The following is a 25,914-nucleotide window of genomic DNA, read 5'->3' as shown; positions in this document are numbered from 1 at the left end:
GTGGATTATCCAAAGAGTGTGCCTAATGTGGGCTTGGTAAACGGCAAGTTCGTGGATGAGGATGCGGCTGCGGGTGTCGTAGGATCGCTGATCCCGTCCACATGGGGTAACGCTGTAACTGATGAGATTCTCGCAGTAATAAAAGCTGCAGGCATCACCCCTTCTGAGGGCGACAGCGCGCAGATGCTCAAGGCCATCCGCATGGTAGGCGCTGGTGTAGTTGGCAGTATTCGAAATGGCAAGATGGTACTCACTGCCGCTGCGACCAGCGCTGTGTTCAGTGCTGATGAGGTAATACTTGAGGCGGCATTGGGCGGTGAATCGTACAGGTTGGCTAATTTCAACAAAACGTTAAACCTAAATACCGTCGGGGCTGGGGGTATGAGCTCCGGAACAGCACCATCGAGCGGTTTTGTAGCGATCTATGCTATTTATAATCCTTCTGCGGGAACATCTGCACTTCTCGCTGTGAATGCAACCGCTACTGCTGCGCCCGAGGTATGCAGCCAAGCAAATATGCCGGCAGGTTTTTTAGCATCAGCTTTGATAAGTGTTTGGCCGACGAATTCAAATGGACAACTAGTTATCGGTCGACAATCTGACAGATCAATAACACTAGCTCCTACCGTAGCCTTGTCGAGTACGTCAAATCAGGCGACCTACTTGCAACTTTCTCTTTCGTCGATAATCCCCAAAAACGCAACGCATGTAGGAGGCCTGATAAATCTGACCGCCAGTGCGTCAGCCGGCATCGCTTTAGGTATGTCTCCAGATACTACCAACAGCGGTATGAGTGACTATCTAGCTAATGTTTTGCAGCGTATTGCGTCGTTTACGGATATTCCTTTGGCATCGCCTCAAAATATCTATTACATCGCTTCCTGTGGCGCTACTCCAAGCACGGTTATCACGATCAATCGGTACAGGTTCTGAGGCTTGAAAATATGGTGAACGTACAATTTTTGGATGCTGATAAAAAAAAGGTAATCGCTTATTTGGCGAGCCCTCAAGACGATGAGCAATGGCCAAATCAGGGTAAGGTTGAGGGCGACGATCCACGGCTTATCGAGTATTTATCAACTGCTCCTGAGGCAGTCAAACAAGCGGTTATGGAATCTCGCTAATTGGCGGCTGCCTGTCACTGGTGGTAACATCAAGTACCAAGAATGAGGTGCTTGATGTCCGAAAGATTTGCTGCTGCCGATGGAATCAGGGGGTTGGCTTGCTTGTTGGTTGTGAGCACCCACGCCATAGTCATAATAGCCACTCATTTATCTTCGGGACTTATAGGTGTGCCCAAGGTAGGGGTATGGCTTTTTTTCGTTCTCAGTGCATTTCTTCTAACCTATAAGTTTTCTATAGGTGGCTTTTCCATGCCTATAATTTCTAAGTATTTTTTGGGTAGGGCTTTAAGAATACTTCCGATTTATTTTATTTTTGTTGTTTTTTATTGGCTGTTCGGAACTGCCAATATTGATAGTGTGCATGATGTTGTTAGAAGCTTCTTGATGGAGGGTGCCTACGCGCACCTTTGGACTATCCCTGTTGAATTTAAGTACTACGCTTTATTGCCAGCTTTGGCTTGGATTTTAGTAGCATGCAAGGAAAGGTTTGGTTTGGTGTTAGGGGTTTTGCTAGGTCTGGCATTGCTGGTGGTTGAGCAAGAACTTTGGCCATATTGGCTAACCCCTAAGGTGACTTCAGATACGAGATGGTATTTGTCTTGCTTCACCGTAGGATCTATATCGGCAATAGCCTTTGATTTCTTGAGAGGCAAATTTAAGAGTATATATCGAGATGCTGTCGGCTTATTTGTTTTGGTAGGCGTGGCTTGCTCGGCGCCCGCAATTTGGTGTGCTAGCACAGTGTGCGACGAAAATGGGTATCTGATTAATAAATTCGTATATTTCTCGATTGCATTTTCAGTGTTCATCTTGGCTTTGATCGATGGTGAAGGCGTGGTAGGAGGTTTCCTCAAAGGATCCTTCCTTTCTCTGATTGGGCGATGTAGCTTCTCCATATATCTAATCCACTGGTTTTTTGTTATGAGGGTTTCCCTTTATTTCGAGGGGAGTTATTTAGCCGTTTTTATTTCAATATTTTGCTCGCTGTTAGCGGGCTACTTAGTCTATCGGTACGTCGAACTCCCAATTGAAAACTTCCGGCATCGGCTAGCAAGTAGATAGCATTTAGATTTGAAAATACATAACCCGCCTTGAGCGGGTTTTTTTTGCTCGGAGAAAAGCAATGAACGTGACTGAAAAAGATCGCGATGTGCTCGCGCGCACGATTTGGGGCGAAGCGCGCGGCGAGGGCTTGGCCGGGATGGTGGCCGTAGCTTGGACGATCCGCAACCGCGTGGACGACGGCAAGGACAAGTCGTGGTGGGGCGAGGGCTACGCCGGCGTGTGCCAGAAGCCTTACCAGTTCAGCTGTTGGAACCGCAACGACCCGAACTATCAGTTCCTGAGTGGCGCGCGCCAGATCCCGTTCCGCGAGCTGGCGCAGTGCCGCATCGCTGCTGACCAGGTGATCGACGGCAAGGTTCAAGACCCCACCGCCGGCGCCACCCACTACTACGCAACTACGATGCCCAAGGCGCCTGACTGGGCGGCTAAGGCTAAGCGAACGCTGAAGCTTGGCAACCACGTCTTCTTCCGCGATGTGCCCTGAACCCAACGATCAACATTGGAAGGGGAGACCCTGACGGAGAGTGCTGTGCAGACGACAACAAAAGAAGAGACGTTCCCGCGCGCTATGCGCGTGACGCTGGCCGTAAAGGCAAACGGCGGCTCAGTCGCAATTCAGATTAAAACGGCCGATACCTGGCTGACATCTGACACGCTTTGGAACGACGGGGCGTATCCACTCAACATCCCGCGTGCGACGGTGCGCTTTGTGCCCGCGAACGGTGCTGTCTTCGAGGTGTTCGCATGACCCTGCTCGCCGAGGCGCAGCCAATCCGACGGCGCATTCGTCGAGGTCTGGGATTGCTGGGCGATAGCTTCAGCGCGAACTGCCACACGATTGACCCAAAAGCTTTCGGTACCGAAGCGTATGGATATGCCGGCGCTATCGCCGCGAAGACTGGCCTGTATCCCAGCTACCTGGACAACCAGGGCAAGGTAGGCGACCACTCCGGCCAATTCATGCCGCGTCTCCCATCCTGCCTGACTTCACTAACCGCGGATTTGTGGATGTTGCTTTCGCGCACCAACGACAGCACCACTGCGGGCATGAGCTTGGCCGACAGCAAGGCGAACGTGATGAAGGCGATCACCGCTTTCCAGAACACACCCGGTAAGTACCTGATTATCGGAACGGGCACGCCGCGGTTCGGCACCAAGGCGCTGACCGGTCAGCCCTTAGCGGATGCGATCGCCTACAAGGACTGGGTTCTGAGCTACGTCCGGCAGTTCGTACCCGTGGTCAATATATGGGACGGGTTCACCCAAGATATGACCGTCGACGATTTGCACCCTAACCTGATCGGCGCCGACTTCATCCAGTCCCGCTGCGTGCCGATCATCAACGCCAATTTCGAGTTCTTCGGCGTGCCGCTGCCCACGGATGCCGCCGATCTGTACTCGGCGATTCGCCCGTTCGGCTGCATGAACGCCAACCCGCTGATGACCGGAACCACTGGGGTCATCAACGCATCCGTGAACCCAGTCGCCGGCTCGGTGCTGGCGGACAACTACAAGGCATCCGGCGCAGGTCTGACCGGCATTACTTCGCGCTGGTACAAGGAGCAGTCAGCCTTCGGCGAGGCTCAGTGCATCGAACTGGCTGGCGCGATGGCGGCGGCCGGCGGCTACATCTATCTTCAGCCAGCGGCGAACGTCACGCTGTCGAATGTGCTGGCCGGGGATGTCATCGAGATGGTTTCGGCGCCGGAGATCGTCGGCAACAGCCGTGGAATCCTTGGCTGGGAGGCGGAACTGATTGTCACGAAGCCGGTGTCCGGCACCTCCACCACCATCTATTACCGGTCGATGGACAAATATCAGGAGCCATTCACTCTGCCGGCCAACTGGAAGGGCGCGCTGGAGACGCAGCGATATACAGGTGATGTCACGGAAACCGTCATTACCTCCCGCATGGGGCTGTACCTGGCTGCCGGGATTTCTCAGGACTGCAGGGTGAAGGTGGCGCAGTTCGGCATTCGCAAGGTCTGAGCATCTCGCCTCCGGTCGGCGGCAATTGACGACGTCGGCACGGCTTGGGTTTACTGGACGTACATCCAGTCACCAGCAGCCAATCATGATCCCGCACCAGAAATACGTCGACGACCCGCTCGGCGAATGGAAGCGAATGGTTGAAGTTCGGCAAGACCTCGTCACCGATCCTGATGGCCAGCGGGCAAAGCTCAGGGATTTAGCGATGCTCGCACACCAGCGGCACCAGGTCGCTGCAGTTGAGCTGTCGGACATGCTGGAGATCACGGATGCGGCGCGCGAGTGGGGATTGGTCGAACTGGAGGAGGGTTACCACTTGGGTATTTTCCGCCGCCCGGAGCATGAGCTTGAAGCAGGGACGCAGTGTTTCTATAAAGGGAAGCTGATAAGGGTTTTGTGATCGTCGGCAGGACGCCGGAGGAGGTAGGTCGTTTGGTCATTCTGGAAGTGCGGTCCACCATTCTGGCTGTTCGCCTTCCTCGAACGCAGCTGGGCGTTGCCAAACACCGCCATCGCCGCCATGCATGAATGCCAGCTTGTAGACTTTTCCGAAGTTGGTTACGACGACCACGTCATCCGTCCACAACTGCGGCTTACCTGGGGGTGGCGAGCATGCGCTCACCCATGTCGGGGCATTAACCACTTCCAATCTCCTTGGCATTATTTCACGCGACTTCACGACCAGCTGCAGGGCGGTAGCCGTCGATCAGTGCAGCAAGCGGGTCGATGTCGCCAAACACAAACACGGCGGTCTTGAGTCCATGCGCCGACTGCACCGGGTGGCGGCGATAGATCACTTCGTCGATAGTCTGGTCTTGGTCTGGGTTGGCGTTATCCCGATAGCTAACCGGAGGCGGCTGCATCTGGACGAAGCGCAAATGGGGAATCCCAGCCTCCACCGATACCCGTTCGCCGTCTTTTGGGCCGCCAATCAACAAAACATTCTCGTAATTCATAAAGCCTCCGGCCTGTGCCATCGAATGATAGTACCTCCACTCGTCGATTAAAACGTTGGAGGCCTATGGAAAGGTACGTTAGAGAAACCATTTACCTGCTTCGCGCGCGGCTAAGCGAGTCTCAATATGCGCTGCTCCGTACCCTGATGCCTCGCGCTGGAGGTGGTCGATGTCTTTGGCGGCAGCCTCCAAAGCGCGAAGGTAATATTGCTCGACCCAGCTTTCGTCGAAGATCGTTCGGCCTTCTGGCGTACCACGCTCGAATATCCTTTGCGGCGTGTTGGGGTCGACGGCGATCGCCTCGGCGCCGACATTGCGCTCACGAAACATCCGCGTCAGCCGGTCGGCCTCTTTGCTGCTTGCACAGCAAACCCGGTCACCGTCCTTCAGGCTCTCCAATAGCGAGGTGGTGCGCCCAGTGCCGCGTGACGCTTGGAAGTAGCAGCGCGCCATGCCCTTCATGGCTTGGCCGATTCCGAAGTGATCCATGATCTGTCTCCTATCGCTTGAGTTTTGACCACTGGCAGCCGGGGATTTGCGCGCAGGAAAACTCCCCCAAAACGCAACCGTTTGGACCAGTGTTTATTGAGTTTATAAGAGTCGTAAAGGAGGGGGTTTTTGCAGGGTGTTTTGAGGGTTAACTAGTTGATTCTAAAGTTATTAATGCTTTCTTGTGCCGAGTCCCACGCCTTGATCCCAAACAGGTGCAACGTGTGGGTTTCCTTGGCCATGGGCCTGCTCCTTTCGGGACGGTTGAAAAAAACGGTGGAGGATTATGCCACGTACACGCCGGGTAAGCGCGGCGGGCCGACGCTTTGTCTATTGGACCAGGGATTGTGGCCCGTGACCTGTGCCGAAAATGGCTGACCACGACTCATGGATCAGAATCCCATGACCCTGGCTGGCGCTAAGAGGGGCACTTTGCCGGACGCATCGTGTCTGTTGCCGATGTCAGTCATGTGTCACACGCTTGGGGAAACACGCGATGCAAACAGCCTATACCGTCCTTATCTTGTTGACGCTGGTAGGTGTCTCGCGATTGCTGGCCCGGGTGATTCCGCTGCCGTTGCCGCTGGTTCAGATCGCCGCGGGCGCCTTGCTGGCCTGGCCGACGTTGGGTCTGCACGTGGCGCTCGACCCTGAGCTGTTTCTGTTTTTGTTCCTGCCGCCGCTGTTGTTTTCCGATGGCTGGCGGATGCCCAAGCGTGATCTTTGGCGCTATCGCGGGGCGATTCTCACCCTCGCGATAGGCTTGGTGATTTTCACCGTGATAGGCGCCGGTTACTTCATCCACTGGCTGCTGCCTTCCATTCCCTTGCCGGTCGCCTTTGCCTTGGCGGCGGTGCTGTCGCCGACCGACGCCGTGGCGGTCTCGGCCATCGCCCAGGACCGGCTGCCCGCGCCGATCATGCGCATGCTCCAGGGCGAGGCGTTGATGAACGATGCGACCGGCCTGGTCACTTTCAAGTTTGCGCTGGCAGCTGCTATCACCGGGGTGTTTTCCCTGACCGATGCCAGCCTGAATTTCGTACTGGTCGCCTGTGGCGGTCTGGCCGTGGGCGTTGCGCTCAGCTGGGTGGTGGGGCGACTGCGCAGCCGGATGATTACCCGGGGCTGGGATGATCCGGCGACCCACGTGGTGTTCATGTTGCTGCTGCCGTTCGCCGCTTACGTCCTGGCCGAGCGGCTTGAACTGTCCGGAATCCTCTCGGCGGTGGCCGCAGGGATGATGCAAAGCTGGGTCGATCTGCTGCCCCGCCAGACCAGCACCCGACTGCTCAACCGCAGCGTGTGGACCCTGTTGGAGTTTGCCTTCAACGGCCTGATCTTCCTGCTGCTGGGGTTGCAACTGCCGGACATCATCACCGCCGTTACCCACCACGAAGCGACCCTGTGGCCGACCCTGTTGTGGCGTTGCCTGGAGGTGCTGGCGATCTTCGTGGTGCTCGCGGTGTTGCGTTACATCTGGGTGCAAAGCGTCTGGCGGCTGATGATCCAGATTCGGCGCTGGCGCGGCAGGGGCGACGGCACCCTGGATCTGTCGACTCGCTCGTCATTGCTGCTGACCGTAGGCGGGGTGCGCGGTGCCGTCACGCTGGCAGGCACACTGTCGGTGCCGCTGCTGATCAGCGCGGGCGTCGACTTTCCCGAGCGTGACTTGCTGATTTTCATTGCTGCCGGGGTGATCTTGCTGTCGCTGGTGTCGGCGAGCATTGGCTTGCCGCTGCTCCTGCGTGGGCAGGTCAGTGAGCCTGACATGCGCATGAAGCGCGAAGTGCGGGATGCCTGGAAACGCACGGCTCAAGCGGCGATTCAGACACTGGAGAACGAAGCGATCCCGGCGGCGACGGATTCACCCGACGCGGCGCAGGCAGTGCTCGCCATGGAAGTGAAAGCGCGGATCATGTCCGAATACCGCCAGCGTCTGGAGATCTTCAACGACACCGCGGAAGCACAGGCCCTGGCGTTCCAGATGGATCAACTGGAGAAACGCATGCGCCTCAACGCCCTGCGTGCCCAGCGCCTGGAACTGTACAACCTGCACCGTCATCGCCAGATCGGCGATGACGTGCTGCGCATGGTGCTGGCGGAGCTGGACCTCAATGAAGCCAATCTGGGGCTGGCGCACTGAGGCTCGGGTAACGCCTCAGCCAGACGGATATCAGCGGCTTGTGACGAAATCCCGGATGCGCTGTGCGGCTTCGATGCACTCGGCCAGCGGCGCAACCAGTGCCATGCGCACTCGGCCCGCGCCGGGGTTGAAGCCGTCGACGTCCCGGGACAGGTACGAGCCCGGCACCACGGTCACGTGTTCGGTGACGAACAGATCCCGGCAGAATTTCGCGTCATCAGTCCCGACGCTGGGCCATAGATAGAAGCCGCCGTCCGGGTGTTGCACGTCCATGACCGGGCCGAGGATTTCCAGCACGGCGTCAAACTTTTCCCGGTACAGCGTACGGTTGGCACGCACGTGTTCTTCGTCGCTCCAGGCCGCGATGCTCGCCAGTTGCGTTTGCACCGGCATCGCGCAGCCGTGGTAGGTGCGATAGAGCAGGAACGCCTTGAGAATCTCGGCATCGCCAGCGACGAAACCCGAGCGCAGGCCCGGCAGGTTCGAACGCTTGGACAGGCTGTGGAACACCACGCAGCGCTTGAAATCCTGGCGGCCCAGTTCGGCGCAGGCGCTGAGCAGGCCGGCCGGTGGGGTGGTTTCGTCGAAATACAGCTCGCTGTAGCACTCGTCGGCGGCAATCACGAAATCGTGTTTGTCGGCCAGAGCGATGAGCTTCTTCAGGGTTTCCAACGGGATCAGCGCACCGGTCGGGTTGCCGGGCGAGCACAGAAACAGAATCTGGCAGCGGTCCCAGACGTCAGCGCTGACCGCGTCAAAATCCGGGTTGAAACCGTGTTCGGCCAGGCACGGCAAATAGTGCGGGGTGGCGCCGGCCAGAAACGCCGCGCCCTCATAGATTTGGTAGAACGGGTTGGGGCTGACCACCAGACCGTTGTCGTTGCGATTGACGACCGTCTGGGTAAACGCGAACAACGCTTCACGGGTGCCGTTGACCGGCAGCACGTGTTTGGTGGCATCCAGCCAGCCGGCAGGCACGCTGAAACGGCGCTCGCACCATTTGGCGATGGCCTCACGCAACGCGGGAATCCCGGCGGTGGTCGGGTAGACCGCCATCTGATCGAGGTTGTCGGCCAGCGCCTTGGCGACGAACGCCGGCGATTTGTGCTTGGGTTCGCCGATCGACAAGGCGATCGGACGCTTGTCCGGATTCGGCGTGACGGCACCGAGCAACGCGCGAAGTTTCTCGAATGGGTAGGGCTGAAGCTGCTGCAGGGCGTTATTCATGTCGATCGTTCTCAAGGCTGGGCGCCCGCACTCGTGTTCACGATGTGGCTGGGCGCCGTTGAATCAAGTCTTTAAGTCATGCCGTCCTGGCGGGTTCAAATGCTGATGCGCAACTCGCTGCCGGGCTCGGGATTGACACTGAGTTGCTCGACGATTTCATCCTGCAGGCGTCGGCACAGTTGCGGATCGGACAGCGGCTGGTGGTTTTCATCGGTCAGGAAGAACACGTCTTCCACGCGCTCGCCCAACGTGGCGATCTTGGCGTTCTGCAGTGACAGATCGAACTCCAGGAAGATCTTGCCCAGTCGCGCCAGCAGCCCGGGTCGATCCGGCGCGCTGAGCTCCAGCACCGTGACCGGCCTTTGCGCGTCGTTGGAAATCGTCACCACGGGGGCAAATGCAAAGTGCTTGAGCTGGCGCGGCACCCGGCGCTTGATGATGGTCGGGTAATCGTCGGGGTTGCGCAGCGCCTCGGTCAGGCCTTCGCGAATGGCCTTGATGCGCTCCGGGTTTTCACCGATCGAACCGCCCTCACTGTCGAGCACGATGTAGGTGTCGAGGGTGAACTGGCTGGTTGAGGTGATGACCCGGGCGTCGTGGATGTTCAGGTTCAGCTGGTCCATCGCCGCCACGGTTACGGCGAAGAAGTCATGCTGGTCGGGCGCATAAATGAAGATCTGCGTGCCGCCTTCGAACTCGCGCTGGGTGGTTTCCTTGATCAGCACCAACGGGCCGCCGTCAGCTGGTTGCTGCAATATCGCGTCGCTGTGCCAGGCCACGTCACCTGCGGTGTGACGCAAAAAGTAGTCATCGCCCAACTGCGACCATAATTGCTCGACGTCATCGGGATCGGTGCCGCTGCGCACCAGAATATCCAGGGCGGCGGTTTGCGTGCGACGGATCTGCTCCTCGCGGTCGACCGGGTTCTCCAGCCCACGCTTGAGCGCGCGTTTGGTCTCGGTGTACAGCTGGCGCAACAGGCTGGCACGCCACGAGTTCCATAGTGTCGGATTGGTCGCGTTGATGTCGGCGATGGTCAGCACGTACAGGTAGTCCAGATGCACTTCATCGCCGACGAACTGAGCGAAGTCGTGAATCACCTGCGGGTCGGACAAGTCCTTGCGCTGGGCGGTGGTCGACATCACCAGGTGGTTCTGCACCAGCCAGACAATCAGTTGGGTGTCCCATTGGGGCAGGTGATGCCGAATGCCGAAGGCTTCTGCATCGACCGCGCCCAGTTCCGAGTGATCGCCGCCGCGGCCCTTGCCGATGTCATGGTAAAGCCCGGCCAGATAAATGAGCTCGGGCTTGGGCAGTCTGGCCATGAGCTTGCTGGCCAGCGGGAATTTCTCTGACACCTGCGTGTACTGCAGCTTACGCAGGTGCTTGATCAGGTTCAGGGTGTGGGCATCGACCGTATAGATGTGGAACAGGTCGTGCTGCATCTGCCCGACGATGTGGCCGAACTCCGGCAGGTACAGGCCCAGAATGCCGTAACGGTTCATCCGCCGCAGGTTGCGGTGGATACCGATCTCGCATTTGAACAGCTCGATGAACAGGCTGGTGTTGCGGATATCGTTACGGAAATCGTCGTTGATCAGGTAGCGGTGTTCCCGCAGCAGCCGGATGGTGTCGGCGCGCACGCCCTTTATTTCCGGGCGCTGCGCCATCAACACGAATATCTCGAGCATCGCGAACGGCGTGCGCTTGAAGACGTTCGGATGGGTCGCCTCGATGTAACCATCATGCAGCTGGAAGCGCGAGTTGATCGTCTCTGTGACTGTGCCTTCGTCGTCCGCGAGAATCACTTCTTCGAAGTGCTGGATGATCAGGTCGCTGAGCTGCGCAATGCTCATGACCTCGCGATAGTACTTCTGCATGAAGCGCTCGATGGCCAGCTTGGCGTCGCTGTCTTCGTAACCCAGCAGGCGCGCGATGCTGGTCTGGTAGTCGAACAGCAGACGGTCTTCGGAACGACCGGCCAGCATGTGCAGCGCATAACGGACCTTCCAGAGAAATTCCTGGGAGGACGCCAGCAGCGCGTTTTCGCTTTCCAGCAAAAAGCCCTCGTCGGCCAGTGCGTGCAGATTCAGCGTGCCGTACTGGCGACGTGCGACCCAGAGGATGGTCTGAATATCGCGCAGCCCGCCGGGCGAACCTTTGACGTTGGGCTCGAGGTTGTATTCGGTGTCGAAATACTTGTGATGGCGGTTCTTCTGCTCGGCGCGCTTGGCCAGGAAGAACTCCTTGCTCGGCCACATTTCGCGGGTGCTGGTCACGGCGAGCATGCGCTGACGCAGTCGCTCGGGACCCGCAATCGTGCGGCTCTCCATTAGATTCGTGATGACGGTCAGATCCGCGCGAGCCTCGGTGACACATTCGTCCACCGAGCGCACGCTCTGACCGACTTCCAGACCGATGTCCCACAGCAGCGTCAGAAAACGCTCGATGGAATCCCGGAAAACCTCATGGTCGGCGCTGTCCAGCAGGATCAGCAGATCGATATCGGAATAGGGATGCAGTTCGCCGCGACCGTAGCCGCCGACTGCCAGCAAGGCGATGTCGGCGTCTTCGCTCCAGTCGAACTGATCCCACGCCTGTTGCAGGATGTTATCGACGAACCAGGCACGGTCCTCGATCAGTCGGCGTATTTCCCGGCCCGACTTGAAGCGGCCGTCCAGGACTTCGCGCGCCTGACGAATGGCTTTCTTGAAGGCGGGTATGGGGCTGGCCTTCAGTGCCAGCTCGGCCTGAAACTGGCCGCGATCGAACAAATCTGGGTCCACCTGCGGCATCGAACTGCTTTCCTTCTATCTATACCGACCGTGCTAAACCGACCGTGCTGGCTGTACCTACCACAATGGCGAGTGACGTCGCGATCAGACCGAGGTGCGGGCTATGGTGTCATCGCTGCGCAGAGTGAAGATTTCGTAGCCGGTCGCGGTCACCAGGATGGTGTGCTCCCACTGCGCGGAAAGCTTGCGGTCCTTGGTGATGGCTGTCCAGCCGTCACCCAGCAGACGCGTGTCGGCCTTGCCCTGATTGATCATCGGTTCGATGGTGAAGGTCATGCCTTCCTTCAGCTCCATGCCGTCGCCGGCCTCGCCGTAGTGCAGCACTTGCGGCTCTTCATGGAACACCCTGCCGATGCCGTGGCCGCAGTATTCGCGGACGACCGAGAAGCCGTTCTTTTCGGCATGCTTCTGGATCACTTCGCCGATGTCGCCCAGGTGCGCGCCCGGCTTGACCACTTCGATGCCTTTATAGAGGCACTCTTGGGTGACGCGGGAGAGACGCTCAGCCCACTCAGGCACTTTGCCCACATGGAACATCTTGCTGGTGTCGCCGTGGTAGCCGTCCTTGATGACAGTGACATCGATGTTCAGCACGTCGCCATTCTTGAGCGGCTTCTCGTTCGGGATGCCGTGGCAAACCACGTGGTTGATCGAGGTGCAGATGGATTTCGGGAAACCCTTGTAATTCAGCGGCGCCGGAATGGCCTTCTGCTCGTTGACGATGTAGTCGTGGCAAATGCGGTCCAGCTCTTCGGTGGTCACGCCAGGCTTTACATAGTCACCGATCATTTCCAGCACGTCCGCGGCCAGGCGGCCGGCAACGCGCATCTTTTCGATGTCTTCGGGGGTCTTCAGTGTCACGGTCATTAAACAGGCTCTCTCGGCGCGGCACAGCCACGGCTTGATACGGAAAAAACGCGATTCTACCAGACCGCCGTCAGGCGGGTTATCATCCCGTCCTCCATTGGTGCGGGCAGGGTCTCCCGTCGCTCGCACAAGGGGGACAAAAGCGTTGGAAAAACAGCCTCTTATTTCGAGTTCCGTTATTCAGTCTTTTGTGATATAAAATGCGCCGCTTTACGGGGTCTGCCCCGAAAGCTCTAACCCACACACGTGTCGACACGATGACCTGGGTGCCTTCGGCTCAAGCCGCTGGTTGGTCATTGGGATACGTGGAGGCCTAACCCGACTTATCAAGGAACTATCATGTCCCAAGTCAATATGCGCGATATGCTGAAGGCCGGTGTGCACTTCGGTCACCAGACCCGTTACTGGAACCCGAAAATGGGTAAATACATTTTCGGCGCGCGCAACAAGATTCACATCATCAACCTTGAAAAAACCCTGCCTATGTTCAACGAAGCGCTGACTTTCGTTGAGCGCCTGGCTCAGGGCAAAAACAAGATTCTGTTCGTCGGCACCAAGCGTTCCGCTGGCAAGATCGTTGCTGAAGAAGCAGCACGTTGCGGTTCGCCGTACGTCGATCACCGCTGGTTGGGCGGCATGCTGACCAACTTCAAGACCATCCGCGCTTCCATCAAGCGTCTGCGTGATCTCGAAGTCCAGGCAGAAGACGGCACGTTCACCAAGCTGACCAAGAAAGAGGCGCTGATGCGCACTCGCGATCTGGAAAAACTGGATCGTAGCCTGGGCGGTATCAAGGACATGGGCGGTCTGCCAGACGCTCTGTTCGTTATCGACGTTGATCACGAGCGCATCGCGATCACCGAAGCCAACAAGCTGGGTATCCCGGTCATCGGCGTTGTCGACACCAACAGCAGCCCTGAAGGCGTTGACTACATCATCCCGGGCAACGATGACGCAATCCGCGCCATCCAGTTGTACATGGGTTCGATGGCTGACGCTGTGATCCGTGGTCGCAACAACAATGCTGGCGGCACCGACGTTTACGCTGAAGAAGCTCCAGCGGCAACTGTTGAAGGCTGAGTAACAAACGCCTGGCGTTGACTCAGTACGCAAAAAGGGGGCTTGGCCCCCTTTTTGCCACCTCGAAAACCATCTGACGTTGCCATCGATCTTATTGTCATGTGCAGCAGTCACCATGGATTTTCAAGAATTTGAACGCCCGTCTTGCGGGTGGAATGGTTGAAGACCTATCCAAGAGGATTTTGAAATGGCAGAGATTACTGCAGCGTTGGTCAAAGAACTGCGCGAGCGTACCGGCGAAGGCATGATGGATTGCAAAAAGGCCTTGACCAAGGCTGGCGGCGACATCGAAAAAGCCATCGACGATATGCGTGCTTCGGGCGCAATCAAGGCAGCCAAAAAAGCAGGCAACGTTGCTGCTGAAGGCGCCATCGCCATCAAGGACGACGGCAAAGCCGCAGTCCTGATCGAAGTCAACTCCCAGACCGACTTCCTGGCTTTGCAGGACGACTTCAAGGCATTCGTCGCCAAGAGCGTCGAGAAAGCATTCGCTGACAAGCTGACCACCGTTGAGCCTCTGGTTGAAGCGATGGAAGCTGATCGTCTGGTTCTGGTCGGCAAGGTTGGCGAGAACGTCAATATCCGTCGTCTGGCCCGCATCGAAGGCGACGTGCTGGGTTCGTACCTGCACGGCAACAAGATCGGCGTGGTTGTCGTCCTCAAGGGCGGCGATGCAGAGTTGGCGAAAGACATCGCCATGCACGTAGCGGCGACCAACCCTGAGTTCCTGCTGCCTTCGGACGTTTCGCCAGAAGCGATCGAGCGCGAGAAGAATGTCTTCATGCAGTTGAACGAAGACAAGCTGAAAGGCAAGCCTGCTGAAATCGCCGAGAAAATGGTTGGCGGCCGTATCAGCAAGTTCCTGGCTGAAGCCAGCCTGGTTGAGCAGGCGTTCGTCAAGAACCCTGAAATCAAGGTCGGTGAGCTGGCCAAGAAAGCCGGCGCTGAAATCGTTTCCTTCACCTACTTCAAGGTAGGCGAAGGCATCGAGAAGCCAGTCGACAACTTCGCTGAAGAAGTCGCTGCTCAAGTAGCTGCAAGCAAGCAATAAGACGGTTTCCCAACTGTCGCCCCGAAGAGGCTGCCCGCTAACGCGCGCAGCCTCTTTGTCAAAGCGCTACGTGGAATTGTTATTGCTGCACGGAATTTGTTTTTTCGGGGTTTGGGCCCAAGAGGCTGCACTTCCCTGAAGCAGTGACCTAGAGTGAGCGCAGGCCGAAAACGGCCCGCTACTCGAACGATTTTTTTCAAACGCCGCAGGAGAGATTCGCAATGGCTCAGCAGGGCAGTGGCTATCAAGCTCGCTATAAACGCATTCTACTCAAGCTCAGCGGCGAGGCCCTGATGGGGTCGGAAGAGTTCGGCATCGATCCCAAGGTGCTGGATCGCATGGCACTGGAGGTCGGTCAGCTGGTGGGCATCGGCGTTCAGGTCGGTCTGGTCATCGGTGGCGGTAACCTGTTCCGCGGCGCAGCGCTGAGCGCGGCCGGTATGGATCGGGTCACAGGCGACCACATGGGCATGCTGGCCACCGTGATGAACGCCTTGGCCATGCGTGATGCGCTGGAACGGGCCAATATCTCGGCCATCGTGATGTCCGCCATTTCCATGGTGGGCGTAACCGATCACTACGATCGTCGCAAAGCCATGCGTCACCTGAACGCCAAGGAAGTCGTGATTTTCGCGGCCGGTACCGGCAATCCGTTCTTCACCACGGATTCCGCAGCGTGCCTGCGTGCGATCGAGATCGACGCTGATGTCGTGCTGAAAGCAACCAAGGTCGATGGTGTGTACACTGCCGATCCATTCAAGGACCCGCATGCCGAGAAGTTCGATCGTCTGACCTATGACGAAGTGCTGGATCGCAAGCTGGGTGTAATGGATCTGACAGCCATCTGTCTGTGTCGTGACCACAAGATGCCACTGCGTGTCTTCAATATGAACAAGCCCGGCGCCCTGCTGAACATTGTGCATGGCGGCGCGGAAGGTACTTTGATCGAGGAAGGCGAACAATGATCAACGAAATCAAGAAAGATGCTCAAGAGCGGATGAAGAAATCCCTTGAGTCCCTGGCCCATGCATTCGGCCAGATCCGTACCGGCAAGGCGCACCCGAGTATTCTCGGCAGCGTGATGGTGCCGTACTACGGTTCCGACACCCCGTTGAGCGGCGTCGCCAACGTCACCGTGAAGGACTCCCGCACGCTGCAGGTGGTGGCATTCGAGCGCAACATGCTCTCCGCGGTCGACAAGGCCATTCAGAGCGCCGGTCTGAACCTGAACCCGACGAACCTGGGCGAGATGCTGTTGATCTCCATGCCTGCCCTGACGGAAGAGACCCGCAAGGGCTTCACCAAGCAGGCACGCAGCGCCGCAGAAGACGCCCGCGTTGCCGTGCGTAATATCCGCCGTGACGCTTTGGGTGAGCTGAAGAAGCTGGTCAAGGACAAGGAAATCAGCGAAGACGAAGAGCGCCGTGCTGCTGCCGACATCCAGAAGCTGACGGACAAGGCTGAGGCTGACATCGACGCCGCGACCAAGTCCAAAGAAGCGGACCTGATGGCCGTATAAGGGCCGGGAAGCTTTCATGGATAAGACAAAGCTGGCTGCGCCGGCATCGGTGCCGCGTCATGTCGCGATCATCATGGACGGGAACAATCGCTGGGCCAAGAAGCGTCTGCTGCCCGGTGTAGCAGGCCACAAGGCCGGCGTGGACGCTGTTCGTGCGGTGATTGAGGTCTGCGCCGAGGCCAAGGTCGAGGTGCTGACCTTGTTCGCGTTCTCCAGCGAGAACTGGCAGCGCCCGGCGGAAGAAGTCGGCGCGCTGATGGAGTTGTTCTTCACGGCGCTGCGTCGCGAAACCAAGCGCTTGAACGAGAACGGCATCAGCCTGCGGATCATTGGTGACCGTTCGCGGTTTCACCCCGAGCTTCAGGCCGCCATACGCGAAGCCGAGCAGCGCACGGCTGAAAACAGCCGCTTCGTTCTGCAGATCGCCGCCAATTACGGCGGTCAGTGGGATATTGCTCAGGCTGCCCAGCGGCTGGCCCGTGAGGTTCAGGCCGGCCACTTGCGACCGGAAGACATCACGCCGGAGCTGCTGCAGACGTGCCTGGCCACCGGCGACCTGCCGTTGCCCGACCTCTGCATCCGCACGGGTGGCGAGCACCGCATCAGCAATTTCCTGCTCTGGCAGTTGGCCTATGCCGAGCTGTATTTCTCCGACCTGTTCTGGCCGGACTTCAAACACGATGCCATGCGCACTGCGCTGGCCGATTTCGCTTCTCGCCAACGCCGCTTCGGGAAAACCAGCGAGCAGGTAGAAGCTGGAGCCCGCGCTTAATGCTTAAACAACGAATCATCACTGCGCTGATCCTTGCGCCGCTGGCCCTGTGCGGTTTTTTTCTTCTGACAGGCGGTAGCTTCGCATTGTTCATCGGCGCGGTCGTCGTGCTTGGCGCCTGGGAATGGGCGCGGCTTTCCGGCTTCGAAGCGCAATCGGCGCGCGTTCTGTACGCAGTGGTGGTCGCTGTGCTGCTGTTTCTGTTGTACCTGCTGCCCGACCTCGCGCCGTGGCTGCTGGTGGCAGCGCTGATCTGGTGGCTGGTGGCAACCTGGCTGGTGCTCACTTTTCCCGAGTCCAGCGAGCATTGGTCCAGCGCCATCTGCAAGCTGCTGATCGGTTTGCTGATACTGCTGCCGGCATGGCAGGGGCTGGTGCTGATCAAGCAAATGCCGCTGGGCAACTGGTTGATCCTGTCGGTGATGATTCTGGTGTGGGGTGCCGACATCGGCGCCTACTTCTCCGGCAAGGCGTTCGGCAAGCGCAAGCTGGCGCCGAAGGTCAGCCCGGGTAAAAGCTGGGAAGGCCTTTATGGTGGTCTGGCAACGTGCCTGCTGATCACTGCGGTAGTGGGTGTCTACCGCGGCTGGTCACTGGGCGAAATCATCTTCGCGTTGGTGTGTGCCGCCATTGTCGTGCTGATCTCGGTCGTTGGTGATCTCACCGAGAGCATGTTCAAGCGCAAATCCGGGGTAAAGGACAGCAGCAACCTGCTGCCGGGCCACGGCGGCGTGCTCGATCGCATCGACAGCCTGACCGCCGCCATTCCGGTATTCGCCTTGCTGCTCTGGGCTGCCCGGGACTGGGGCGTGATGTGAGTATGCCTCAGCTCATTACCGTGCTTGGCGCAACGGGCTCTGTGGGTCTGAGCACGCTGGACGTCATCGCGCGGCATCCGGCGCGTTACCAGGTATTTGCTCTGACGGGTTACACCCGTCTGGCCGAGCTGTTGGCGTTGTGCGTCCGTCATACACCGCAGTTCGCCGTGGTTCCGACGACGGCTGCTGCCAGGCAACTGCAGGACGACCTGCGCGCGGCCGGTCTCGATACGCGCGTGCTGGTGGGGGAGGGCGGGCTCTGCGAAGTGTCTGCTCACCCTCTGGTTGATACGGTGCTGGCCGCGATCGTCGGTGCGGCCGGTTTGCGCCCGACCCTTGCCGCTGTCGAAGCGGGCAAGAAAGTCCTGCTGGCCAACAAGGAAGCGTTGGTCATGTCCGGCGCCTTGTTCATGCAGGCTGTTCGCCGCAGTGGCACGGTACTGCTGCCGCTCGACAGCGAGCACAACGCGATCTTCCAGTGCCTGCCGCGTGATTACGAGAGCGGTCTGGAGAAGGTCGGCGTCAGACGCATTCTGCTGACCGCATCCGGTGGCCCGTTCCGTCAGACACCACTCGCCGACCTGGAGCACGTCTCTCCGGATCAGGCCTGTGCCCATCCCAACTGGTCCATGGGTCGCAAGATCTCCGTCGACTCCGCCAGCATGATGAACAAGGGCCTTGAGCTGATCGAAGCCTGCTGGCTGTTCGACACGACGCCCGCGCGGATCGAGGTGGTGATTCACCCGCAGAGCGTGATCCATTCGATGGTCGATTACGTCGACGGCTCGGTGCTGGCGCAGTTGGGCAATCCCGACATGCGCACGCCGATTGCCCACGCGCTTGCATGGCCGGAACGAATCGATTCGGGCGTTGCGCCGCTGGATCTGTTCAGTATTGCGCGGCTGGACTTTGAAGCACCGGACGAAGTGCGCTTCCCATGCCTGCGTCTGGCGCGGCAAGCTGCTGAGGCGGGCGACAGTGCGCCTGCGGTGCTGAATGCTGCCAATGAAATCGCGGTCGCTGCGTTTCTGGACCAGCGCATTCGCTACCCGGAAATCGCGAGTATGATCGACGAGGTTTTAAACCTTGAGCCTGTGGTCGCCGTGTCTGACCTGGAAACGGTTTTCGAGATTGATGCACGTGCCCGCTCGCTGGCCGGGCAATGGCTGGACCGTAATGGGCGCTAGGCAGTCGTTCAAGGCGGCAACGTTTTCAATGATTCGCACGCAATGTGGGCTTAAACGCACCGTTAGATCGGTACCCGGAGAGCAGCGATGAGCGCGCTATACATGATTGTCGGCACCCTGGTTGCGCTGGGCGTGCTGGTGACGTTTCACGAATTCGGTCACTTCTGGGTGGCGCGTCGCTGTGGTGTCAAGGTTCTGCGTTTCTCGGTGGGCTTTGGCATGCCGTTGTTGCGCTGGAGTGATCGTCAGGGCACCGAATACGTCGTGGCGGCGATTCCCCTCGGCGGCTACGTGAAAATGCTCGATGAACGGGAGGGTGACGTGCCCCCCGAGCTGGCTGATCAATCTTTTAACCGCAAGTCGGTTTACCAGCGCATCGCTATCGTGATTGCGGGCCCGGTCGCCAACTTTCTGCTGGCGATTGTATTTTTCTGGGTACTCGCAATGCTGGGTAGCCAGCAGGTCCGGCCCGTCGTAGGCGGCGTCGAACCAGGCAGTATTGCGGAAAAGGCCGGGCTGAGTTCCGGTCAGGAAATTGTCTCGGTTGATGGTGAGGCTGTTACCGGATGGGCAGGCGTGAACCTGCAACTGGTGCGGCGCCTGGGTGAGAGCGGCAGCATCGCGTTGAAGGTTCGCGAGCAGGGTTCTGATGTGGAAACCCCGCGTTCGCTGGCGCTGAACGACTGGCTCAAGGGCGCAGCCGAGCCTGACCCGATTCGTTCGCTGGGTATTCGTCCGTGGCGTCCGGCCCTGCCGCCGGTTCTGGCAGAGCTTGATCCCAAAGGTCCCGCACAAACCGCAGGTCTTAAAACCGGCGACCGCCTGCTGGCCCTCAACGACGAGCCTGTCGACGAATGGCAGAAGGTCGTGGACTGGGTTCGTGTCCACCCCGATACGCGGATTTCGGTGCGCGTCGAGCGTGACGGCGCGCAGTTGGAGGTGCCCGTCGATCTGGTTACACGTGGCGAAGGCCCTGCGGCGACCGGGTATCTCGGTGCCGGCGTGAAAGGCGTGGATTGGCCGCCGGAGATGTTGCGCGAGGTCAGCTATGGGCCTGTAGCCGCCGTCGCAGAAGGCGCGCGGCGTACCTGGACCATGAGCGTGCTGACGCTCGATTCGCTGAAGAAAATGTTGTTCGGCGAGCTCTCGGTAAAAAACTTGAGCGGACCGATAACCATTGCTAAAGTGGCGGGCGCTTCGGCCCAGTCAGGCATAGGTGACTTCCTGAATTTCCTCGCTTATCTGAGCATAAGCCTGGGTGTTCTCAATTTGCTGCCCATACCCGTGCTGGATGGGGGGCACTTGCTGTTTTATCTGATCGAGTGGGCGCGTGGTCGCCCACTGTCAGAGAAGGTGCAGGGCTGGGGGGTTCAGATCGGTATCAGTCTGGTGGTTGGAGTGATGTTGCTCGCACTGGTCAACGATCTGGGACGACTGTAAAAGCTACGCCGAATTGTGAATCTGCCGCATTTTGCGGCAGTTTGTTTATTGCCAGTTGGAATAAGAAAGGACTTCATGAAACGTCTGCTGCTAACTGCGGTTCTTGCCGTACTGATGATCGCCGAAGTTCACGCCGAGTCCTTCACTATCTCCGATATCCGTGTCAACGGTCTGCAGCGGGTTTCCGCCGGCAGCGTGTTTGGTGCGCTGCCGTTGAACGTGGGTGAACAGGCCGATGATGGGCGTCTCGTTGACGCAACTCGCGCGCTGTTCAAAACCGGATTTTTCCAGGACATCCAGCTGGGCCGCGACGGTAACGTCCTGGTCATCACAGTTGTCGAGCGTCCGTCGGTTTCGAGTATCGAGATCGAAGGCAACAAAGCGATCACCACTGAGGACCTGATGAAGGGTCTGAAGCAGTCGGGTCTGGCCGAAGGCGAGATCTTCCAGCGTGCAACGCTGGAAGGCGTCCGCAACGAGCTGCAACGTCAGTACGTTGCGCAAGGCCGCTACTCTGCAGAAGTCGCCACCGAAGTCGTGCCGCAGCCGCGTAACCGCGTGGGTCTGAAGATCAACATCAATGAAGGCGCGGTCGCGGCCATCCAGCATATCAACGTGGTGGGCAACTCGGTCTTCCCTGAAGACGATCTGGTTGACCTGTTCGAACTGAAAACCACCAACTGGCTTTCCTTCTTCAAGAACGACGACAAGTACGCCCGTGAGAAACTCTCCGGCGACCTGGAACGTCTGCGTTCGTACTACCTCGACCGCGGCTATATCAACATGGATATCGCCTCGACCCAGGTCTCCATCACGCCCGACAAGAAAAGCGTGTACATCACCGTCAACATTCATGAGGGCGAGAAGTACAGCGTCAAGTCGGTCAAGCTGAGCGGCGACCTCAAGGTCCCTGAAGATCAGGTCAAATCGCTGCTGCTGGTCAAGCCGGGTCAGGTGTTCTCCCGCAAGGTCATGACCACCACGTCCGAACTGATCACCCGTCGTTTGGGTAACGAGGGTTACACCTTCGCCAACGTGAACGGTGTGCCGACGCCGAACGATGAAGACCATACGGTCGATATCACCTTCGTCGTCGATCCGGGCAAACGTGCTTACGTGAACCGCATCAACTTCCGCGGCAACACCAAGACAGCGGACGAAGTGCTGCGTCGCGAGATGCGCCAGATGGAAGGCGGCTGGGCATCCACTTACCTGATCGACCAGTCCAAGACCCGTCTTGACCGTCTGGGCTTCTTCAAGGAAGTGAACGTTGAAACCCCGGCGGTGCCTGGCACCGACGATCAGGTTGATGTGAACTACGCCGTTGAAGAGCAGGCGTCCGGCTCGATTACCGCCAGTGTCGGCTTTGCGCAGAGCGCGGGTCTGATCCTGGGTGGTTCCATCAGCCAGAACAACTTCCTGGGTACCGGTAACAAAGTCAGCATCGGCCTGACCAAAAGTGAATACCAGACCCGTTACAACTTTAGCTACGTCGATCCGTACTTCACGCCGGATGGGGTGAGCCTCGGCTACAGCGCGTTCTACCGCAAGACCAACTACGACGACCTCGACGTCGACGTGGCGAGCTACTCGGTAGACAGCCTGGGTGCCGGTATCAACATGGGCTACCCGATCAGCGAAACCTCTCGCCTGAACTTCGGCCTGTCGGTACAGAAAGACGAGCTGAGCACGGGCAGGTACACCGTTGACGAGATCTTCGACTTCATCAACAGAGAAGGCGACAGCTTCACCAACTTCAAGGCGTCGGTAGGCTGGTCCGAGTCCACCTTGAACAAAGGCACACTGCCAACCCGTGGTAGCTCCCAGAGCCTGACCCTGGAAACCACCATTCCGGGCAGCGACCTGTCGTTCTACAAGCTTGATTATCGCGGCCAGTTGTTCCACCCGATCACCAACAACTACACCCTGCGCCTGCACTCGGAGCTGGGTTACGGCGACGGTTATGGCTCGACGTCCGGTCTGCCGTTCTACGAGAACTACTACGCGGGTGGCTTCAACTCGGTACGTGGCTTCAAGGACAGTACGCTGGGCCCGCGCAGTACACCAAGTAGTGGCCGTGCAGGCAGTGGCACCCTTGCCGACCCGGACCAGGATCCGCTGCCGTTCGGTGGTAACGTCCTGATCACGGGCGGTGCGGAAATCCTGTTCCCGCTGCCGTTCATCAAGGACCAGCGTTCGCTGCGTACCTCGCTGTTCTGGGACGTGGGTAACGTTTTCAACACCAACTGCGGCTCGCAGAAGACCACGACCGATGGTCAGAAGGTCGAGTGCAACGGCCCAGAGTTGTCGGGTCTGGCCAGTTCGGTCGGTGTGGGCGTGACGTGGGTCACAGCATTGGGTCCGTTGAGTTTTGCACTGGCGATGCCGGTCAAGAAACCGGACGACAGCACCGAAACCCAGGTCTTCCAATTCTCTCTCGGTCAGACCTTCTAAGGGTCTGATCACTGCTAACGACAACGGATTCTGTAGGAGTTACATCGTGCGTAAGTTGACCCAATTGGCATTGCTGGCAACGGTTCTGATCGCAGGCCCGGCATTTGCTGACATGAAGATCGCTGTACTGAACTACCAAATGGCCCTGCTCGAATCCGACGCGGCCAAACGGTACGCGGTAGATGCAGAGAAAAAATTCGGTCCTCAGTTGACCAAACTGAAGGCTCTGGAAAGCAGCGCCAAAGGTATTCAGGATCGTCTGGTCGCCGGTGGCGACAAAATGGCCCAGCCTGAGCGCGAGCGTCTGGAGCTGGACTTCAAGCAAAAGGCCCGTGACTTTCAGTTCCAGTCCAAAGAGCTGAACGAAGCCAAGGCAGTCGCTGACCGCGACATGCTCAAGCAACTCAAGCCGAAGCTGGACCAGGCCGTAGAAGAAGTCATCAAGAAGGGCGGCTTTGACCTGGTGTTCGAGCGCGGTGCCGTGATTGACGTCAAGCCGCAATATGACGTCACTCGCCAGGTTATCGAGCGCATGAATCAGCTGAAGTAAGTTAATGACCGCGACCATCACACTCGGCCAATTGGCCGAGTTCCTCGGCGCCACCCTGCGTGGCCCGGCGGACAAGCAAATCACAGGACTGGCAACCTTGCAGGAAGCCGGTCCTGATCAGGTCAGTTTTCTGGCCAATCCTCAGTACCGAAAATTCCTCGCGACCACCCAGGCCGCTGCCGTGTTGCTCAAGCCGGCGGATGCTGAAGGGTACGCCGCCGACGTATTGCTGGTGCCTGATCCTTACCTTGCATACGCCCGTATTTCCCATCTGTTCGATCCCAAGCCCAAGGCTCCTGTCGGCGTACACCCGACGGCGGTGGTGGCGGCGGACGCGTTCGTCGACCCGGCTGCCAGTGTGGGTGCCTATGCGGTAATCGAGAGCGGCGCACGGATTGCGGCGGGCGTGACCATTGGTGCGCAGTGCTTCATCGGTGCGCGCAGCGTAATCGGCGAGGGCGGCTGGCTTGCCCCCCGTGTCACGCTGTATCACGACGTCCGTATCGGGCAGCGTGTGGTGATCCAGTCCGGTGCGGTGTTGGGCGGTGAAGGTTTCGGCTTCGCCAACGAGAAAGGCGTCTGGCAGAAGATCGCGCAGATTGGCGGCGTGACCATCGGTGACGATGTCGAGATTGGCGTGAACACAGCCATCGACCGCGGCGCCATGGATGACACCCGGATCGGCAATGGCGTGAAGCTGGATAACCAGATTCAGATCGCTCACAACGTCCAGATCGGCGATCACACGGCCATGGCCGCGTGCGTCGGCATTTCGGGCAGCGCCAAGATCGGCAAGCATTGCATGCTTGCGGGCGGTGTCGGGCTGGTGGGGCATATCGAGATTTGCGACGGGGTTTTCGTCACCGGCATGACCATGGTCACCCGGTCGATCACCGAGCCCGGCTCGTATTCTTCGGGGACGGCGATGCAGCCGGCTGCGGAGTGGCGCAAGAGCGCGGCACGCATGCGTCATCTTGACGACATGGCGCGACGCCTGCAGCACCTGGAAAAGATTGTCGAGGCAGTGACCTCAGGCGGTAAAGCTTCATCTGATGGCTGATACCTTTTTCTTATCAAGCGTGCACAGCCGATAAACTGCCTCCTTGATTTGCTAGAGGAGTGACGCGCGTTAGTCGCGCCCTCCCACTCTTTACTACAGGCTTCCTTTCGAAATGATGGACATCAACGAAATCCGCGAATATCTGCCGCACCGTTACCCGTTCCTGCTTGTGGATCGTGTGGTGGAGCTGGATGTCGAGACCAAGAGCATTCGTGCCTACAAGAATGTCAGCATCAATGAGCCTTTCTTCAACGGTCACTTTCCTCAGCACCCGATCATGCCGGGCGTGCTGATTATCGAGGCCATGGCTCAAGCTGCCGGCATCCTGGGCTTCAAGATGCTCGATGTGAAGCCTGCCGATGGCACCCTGTATTACTTCGTCGGCTCCGACAAACTGCGCTTCCGCCAGCCAGTGCTGCCGGGCGATCAGTTGATCCTCGAAGCGAAGTTCCTGAGCTGCAAGCGGCAGATCTGGAAGTTCGAGTGCCAGGCATCGGTTGATGGCAAGCCGGTATGCTCGGCTGAAATCATCTGTGCGGAACGCAAACTATGAGTTTGGTTGACTCTCGCGCAATCATCGATCCGACGGCCGTGCTGGCCGACAATGTGGAGGTCGGCCCGTGGTCGATCGTCGGACCTGGTGTGGAAATCGGCGAGGGTACAGTGATCGGTCCGCATGTGATTCTGCGCGGCCCGACCAAGATCGGTAAACACAACCACATCTACCAGTTTTCTTCGGTGGGTGAGGACACGCCTGATCTGAAATACAAAGGGGAAGCGACGCGTCTCGTGATCGGTGACCACAACGTCATCCGCGAAGGCGTGACGATCCACCGTGGCACCATTCAGGACCGTGCGGAAACCACCCTCGGTGATCACAACCTGATCATGGCGTACGCGCACATCGGTCATGACAGCGTCATCGGCAACCACTGCATTCTGGTCAACAACACAGCGTTGGCCGGCCATGTGCACGTGGATGACTGGGCCATTCTGTCCGGCTTTACCCTGGTGCATCAGTACTGCCACATCGGCGCGCACAGCTTTTCCGGCATGGGCACTGCCATCGGCAAGGACGTTCCGGCGTTCGTCACCGTGTTCGGCAACCCGGCCGAAGCCCGCAGCATGAACTTCGAAGGGATGCGCCGTCGGGGCTTCTCCGAAGAATCGATTCATGCGCTGCGCCGCGCGTACAAAACCGTCTACCGTCAGGGCCTGACAGTGGAGCAGGCGATCGTCGAGCTGAGCGAACCCGCTGCGCAGTTCCCTGAAGTCGAGCTGTTCCTCAAGTCCATCCAGTCCTCGACTCGCGGCATCACCCGCTGACC

26 protein-coding genes are annotated in these 25,914 nt (G+C 58.5%); 21 read left to right on the top strand and 5 right to left on the bottom strand.

All coding sequences use genetic code 11. The features are described 5' to 3' along the window. The 7 genes from BMY98_RS17700 (at position 1) to BMY98_RS17670 (ending at position 4,578) form a co-directional block, all read left to right on the top strand. The gene (locus BMY98_RS17700; protein WP_217648315.1) at positions 1–933 is read left to right on the top strand and encodes a hypothetical protein; all 933 of its coding nucleotides are present in this window, start codon (positions 1–3) and stop codon (positions 931–933) included. Between the two features lie 11 nt (positions 934–944). Then, positions 945–1,124, top strand: coding sequence for a hypothetical protein (locus tag BMY98_RS17695; RefSeq protein WP_074891320.1), 180 nt, complete (start codon positions 945–947; stop codon positions 1,122–1,124). Between the two features lie 54 nt (positions 1,125–1,178). Then, positions 1,179–2,186 (top strand): acyltransferase family protein, encoded by a 1,008-nt coding sequence (locus BMY98_RS17690; RefSeq protein WP_074891318.1) that lies wholly within the window; start codon positions 1,179–1,181, stop codon positions 2,184–2,186. A gap of 61 nt (positions 2,187–2,247) precedes the next feature. Continuing rightward, positions 2,248–2,673: a cell wall hydrolase gene (locus tag BMY98_RS17685; RefSeq protein WP_074891317.1), complete on the top strand. Its 426-nt coding sequence runs from the start codon at positions 2,248–2,250 to the stop codon at positions 2,671–2,673. A 45-nt stretch (positions 2,674–2,718) separates the two neighbouring features. Then, on the top strand, positions 2,719–2,937 hold the full coding sequence (locus tag BMY98_RS17680; RefSeq protein WP_245760089.1) for a hypothetical protein: 219 nt from the start codon (positions 2,719–2,721) through the stop codon (positions 2,935–2,937). Next, positions 2,934–4,178 carry an SGNH/GDSL hydrolase family protein gene (locus BMY98_RS17675; protein ID WP_074891315.1) on the top strand — a complete coding sequence of 415 codons (1,245 nt, stop codon included), beginning with the start codon at positions 2,934–2,936 and terminating at the stop codon, positions 4,176–4,178. The genes BMY98_RS17680 and BMY98_RS17675 overlap by 4 nt, the downstream gene beginning before the upstream one ends. An 85-nt stretch (positions 4,179–4,263) precedes the next feature. After that, positions 4,264–4,578 carry a hypothetical protein gene (locus BMY98_RS17670; RefSeq protein ID WP_139214526.1) on the top strand — a complete coding sequence of 105 codons (315 nt, stop codon included), beginning with the start codon at positions 4,264–4,266 and terminating at the stop codon, positions 4,576–4,578. Positions 4,579–4,843: 265 nt separating this feature from the next. Here the strand turns inward: BMY98_RS17670 and BMY98_RS17665 are convergent, their stop codons facing one another. Then, on the bottom strand, positions 4,844–5,134 hold the full coding sequence (locus BMY98_RS17665) for a hypothetical protein (RefSeq protein ID WP_074891313.1): 291 nt from the start codon (positions 5,132–5,134) through the stop codon (positions 4,844–4,846). 78 nt (positions 5,135–5,212) lie between these two features. Further along, complete coding sequence (locus BMY98_RS17660) at positions 5,213–5,623, bottom strand: hypothetical protein (protein WP_074891311.1); 411 nt, start codon at positions 5,621–5,623, stop codon at positions 5,213–5,215. Between the two features lie 496 nt (positions 5,624–6,119). Between BMY98_RS17660 and BMY98_RS17655 the strand changes: the two genes are divergently transcribed. Further along, positions 6,120–7,766: a Na+/H+ antiporter gene (locus tag BMY98_RS17655; RefSeq protein WP_074891309.1), complete on the top strand. Its 1,647-nt coding sequence runs from the start codon at positions 6,120–6,122 to the stop codon at positions 7,764–7,766. A 30-nt stretch (positions 7,767–7,796) separates the two neighbouring features. On the opposite strand, the gene dapC is transcribed toward BMY98_RS17655, so the two are convergent. The 3 genes from dapC to map all read right to left on the bottom strand — a co-directional run bounded on the left by dapC (position 7,797) and on the right by map (position 12,655). Continuing rightward, the gene (dapC, locus tag BMY98_RS17650; RefSeq protein WP_074891308.1) at positions 7,797–8,993 is read right to left on the bottom strand and encodes a succinyldiaminopimelate transaminase; all 1,197 of its coding nucleotides are present in this window, start codon (positions 8,991–8,993) and stop codon (positions 7,797–7,799) included. Positions 8,994–9,088: 95 nt separating this feature from the next. After that, positions 9,089–11,788 (bottom strand): [protein-PII] uridylyltransferase, encoded by a 2,700-nt coding sequence (locus BMY98_RS17645; RefSeq protein ID WP_074891306.1) that lies wholly within the window; start codon positions 11,786–11,788, stop codon positions 9,089–9,091. 84 nt (positions 11,789–11,872) lie between these two features. After that, entirely contained in the window at positions 11,873–12,655 is a 783-nt protein-coding gene (gene map, locus BMY98_RS17640) for a type I methionyl aminopeptidase (protein WP_074891304.1), read from the bottom strand. A gap of 339 nt (positions 12,656–12,994) precedes the next feature. Here map and rpsB point away from each other — a divergent pair, with 339 nt between their 5' ends. The 13 genes from rpsB to lpxA all read left to right on the top strand — a co-directional run bounded on the left by rpsB (position 12,995) and on the right by lpxA (position 25,912). Beyond that, positions 12,995–13,735, top strand: coding sequence for a 30S ribosomal protein S2 (gene rpsB / locus BMY98_RS17635; protein ID WP_065989848.1), 741 nt, complete (start codon positions 12,995–12,997; stop codon positions 13,733–13,735). 187 nt (positions 13,736–13,922) lie between these two features. Further along, complete coding sequence (gene tsf / locus BMY98_RS17630) at positions 13,923–14,786, top strand: translation elongation factor Ts (RefSeq protein ID WP_065989847.1); 864 nt, start codon at positions 13,923–13,925, stop codon at positions 14,784–14,786. Between the two features lie 221 nt (positions 14,787–15,007). Beyond that, positions 15,008–15,751, top strand: coding sequence for a UMP kinase (gene pyrH / locus BMY98_RS17625; RefSeq protein ID WP_037014256.1), 744 nt, complete (start codon positions 15,008–15,010; stop codon positions 15,749–15,751). Further along, a complete protein-coding gene (gene frr / locus BMY98_RS17620) occupies positions 15,748–16,305 on the top strand; it encodes a ribosome recycling factor (RefSeq protein ID WP_065989845.1) in 558 nt (185 codons plus the stop codon). Before pyrH ends, frr begins: the two co-directional genes overlap by 4 nt. A 16-nt stretch (positions 16,306–16,321) precedes the next feature. Next, the gene (gene uppS, locus BMY98_RS17615; RefSeq protein ID WP_074891303.1) at positions 16,322–17,077 is read left to right on the top strand and encodes a polyprenyl diphosphate synthase; all 756 of its coding nucleotides are present in this window, start codon (positions 16,322–16,324) and stop codon (positions 17,075–17,077) included. Beyond that, positions 17,077–17,895, top strand: a complete 819-nt coding sequence (locus BMY98_RS17610) for a phosphatidate cytidylyltransferase (protein ID WP_074891301.1) — start codon at positions 17,077–17,079, stop codon at positions 17,893–17,895. The genes uppS and BMY98_RS17610 overlap by 1 nt, the downstream gene beginning before the upstream one ends. Continuing rightward, positions 17,892–19,082, top strand: a complete 1,191-nt coding sequence (ispC, locus tag BMY98_RS17605; protein ID WP_074891299.1) for a 1-deoxy-D-xylulose-5-phosphate reductoisomerase — start codon at positions 17,892–17,894, stop codon at positions 19,080–19,082. Before BMY98_RS17610 ends, ispC begins: the two co-directional genes overlap by 4 nt. A gap of 87 nt (positions 19,083–19,169) precedes the next feature. Continuing rightward, positions 19,170–20,522 (top strand): RIP metalloprotease RseP, encoded by a 1,353-nt coding sequence (rseP, locus tag BMY98_RS17600; RefSeq protein ID WP_074891298.1) that lies wholly within the window; start codon positions 19,170–19,172, stop codon positions 20,520–20,522. Positions 20,523–20,597: 75 nt separating this feature from the next. After that, positions 20,598–22,976, top strand: a complete 2,379-nt coding sequence (gene bamA / locus BMY98_RS17595) for an outer membrane protein assembly factor BamA (RefSeq protein WP_074891296.1) — start codon at positions 20,598–20,600, stop codon at positions 22,974–22,976. 46 nt (positions 22,977–23,022) lie between these two features. Continuing rightward, positions 23,023–23,526, top strand: a complete 504-nt coding sequence (locus BMY98_RS17590) for an OmpH/Skp family outer membrane protein (RefSeq protein ID WP_037014235.1) — start codon at positions 23,023–23,025, stop codon at positions 23,524–23,526. Between the two features lie 4 nt (positions 23,527–23,530). After that, positions 23,531–24,586, top strand: a complete 1,056-nt coding sequence (gene lpxD, locus BMY98_RS17585; RefSeq protein ID WP_074891294.1) for a UDP-3-O-(3-hydroxymyristoyl)glucosamine N-acyltransferase — start codon at positions 23,531–23,533, stop codon at positions 24,584–24,586. 112 nt (positions 24,587–24,698) lie between these two features. Further along, positions 24,699–25,139: a 3-hydroxyacyl-ACP dehydratase FabZ gene (gene fabZ, locus BMY98_RS17580; RefSeq protein WP_037014232.1), complete on the top strand. Its 441-nt coding sequence runs from the start codon at positions 24,699–24,701 to the stop codon at positions 25,137–25,139. After that, entirely contained in the window at positions 25,136–25,912 is a 777-nt protein-coding gene (gene lpxA, locus BMY98_RS17575) for an acyl-ACP--UDP-N-acetylglucosamine O-acyltransferase (RefSeq protein WP_074891293.1), read from the top strand. Before fabZ ends, lpxA begins: the two co-directional genes overlap by 4 nt. Positions 25,913–25,914: the final 2 nt, after the last annotated feature.

The organism is Pseudomonas graminis, from assembly GCF_900111735.1.
GTDB classification, from domain to species: Bacteria; Pseudomonadota; Gammaproteobacteria; order Pseudomonadales; family Pseudomonadaceae; genus Aquipseudomonas; species Aquipseudomonas graminis.
Note: the sequence above shows the minus strand (reverse complement) of the source record. Positions and strands in the feature narration are given on the sequence as shown.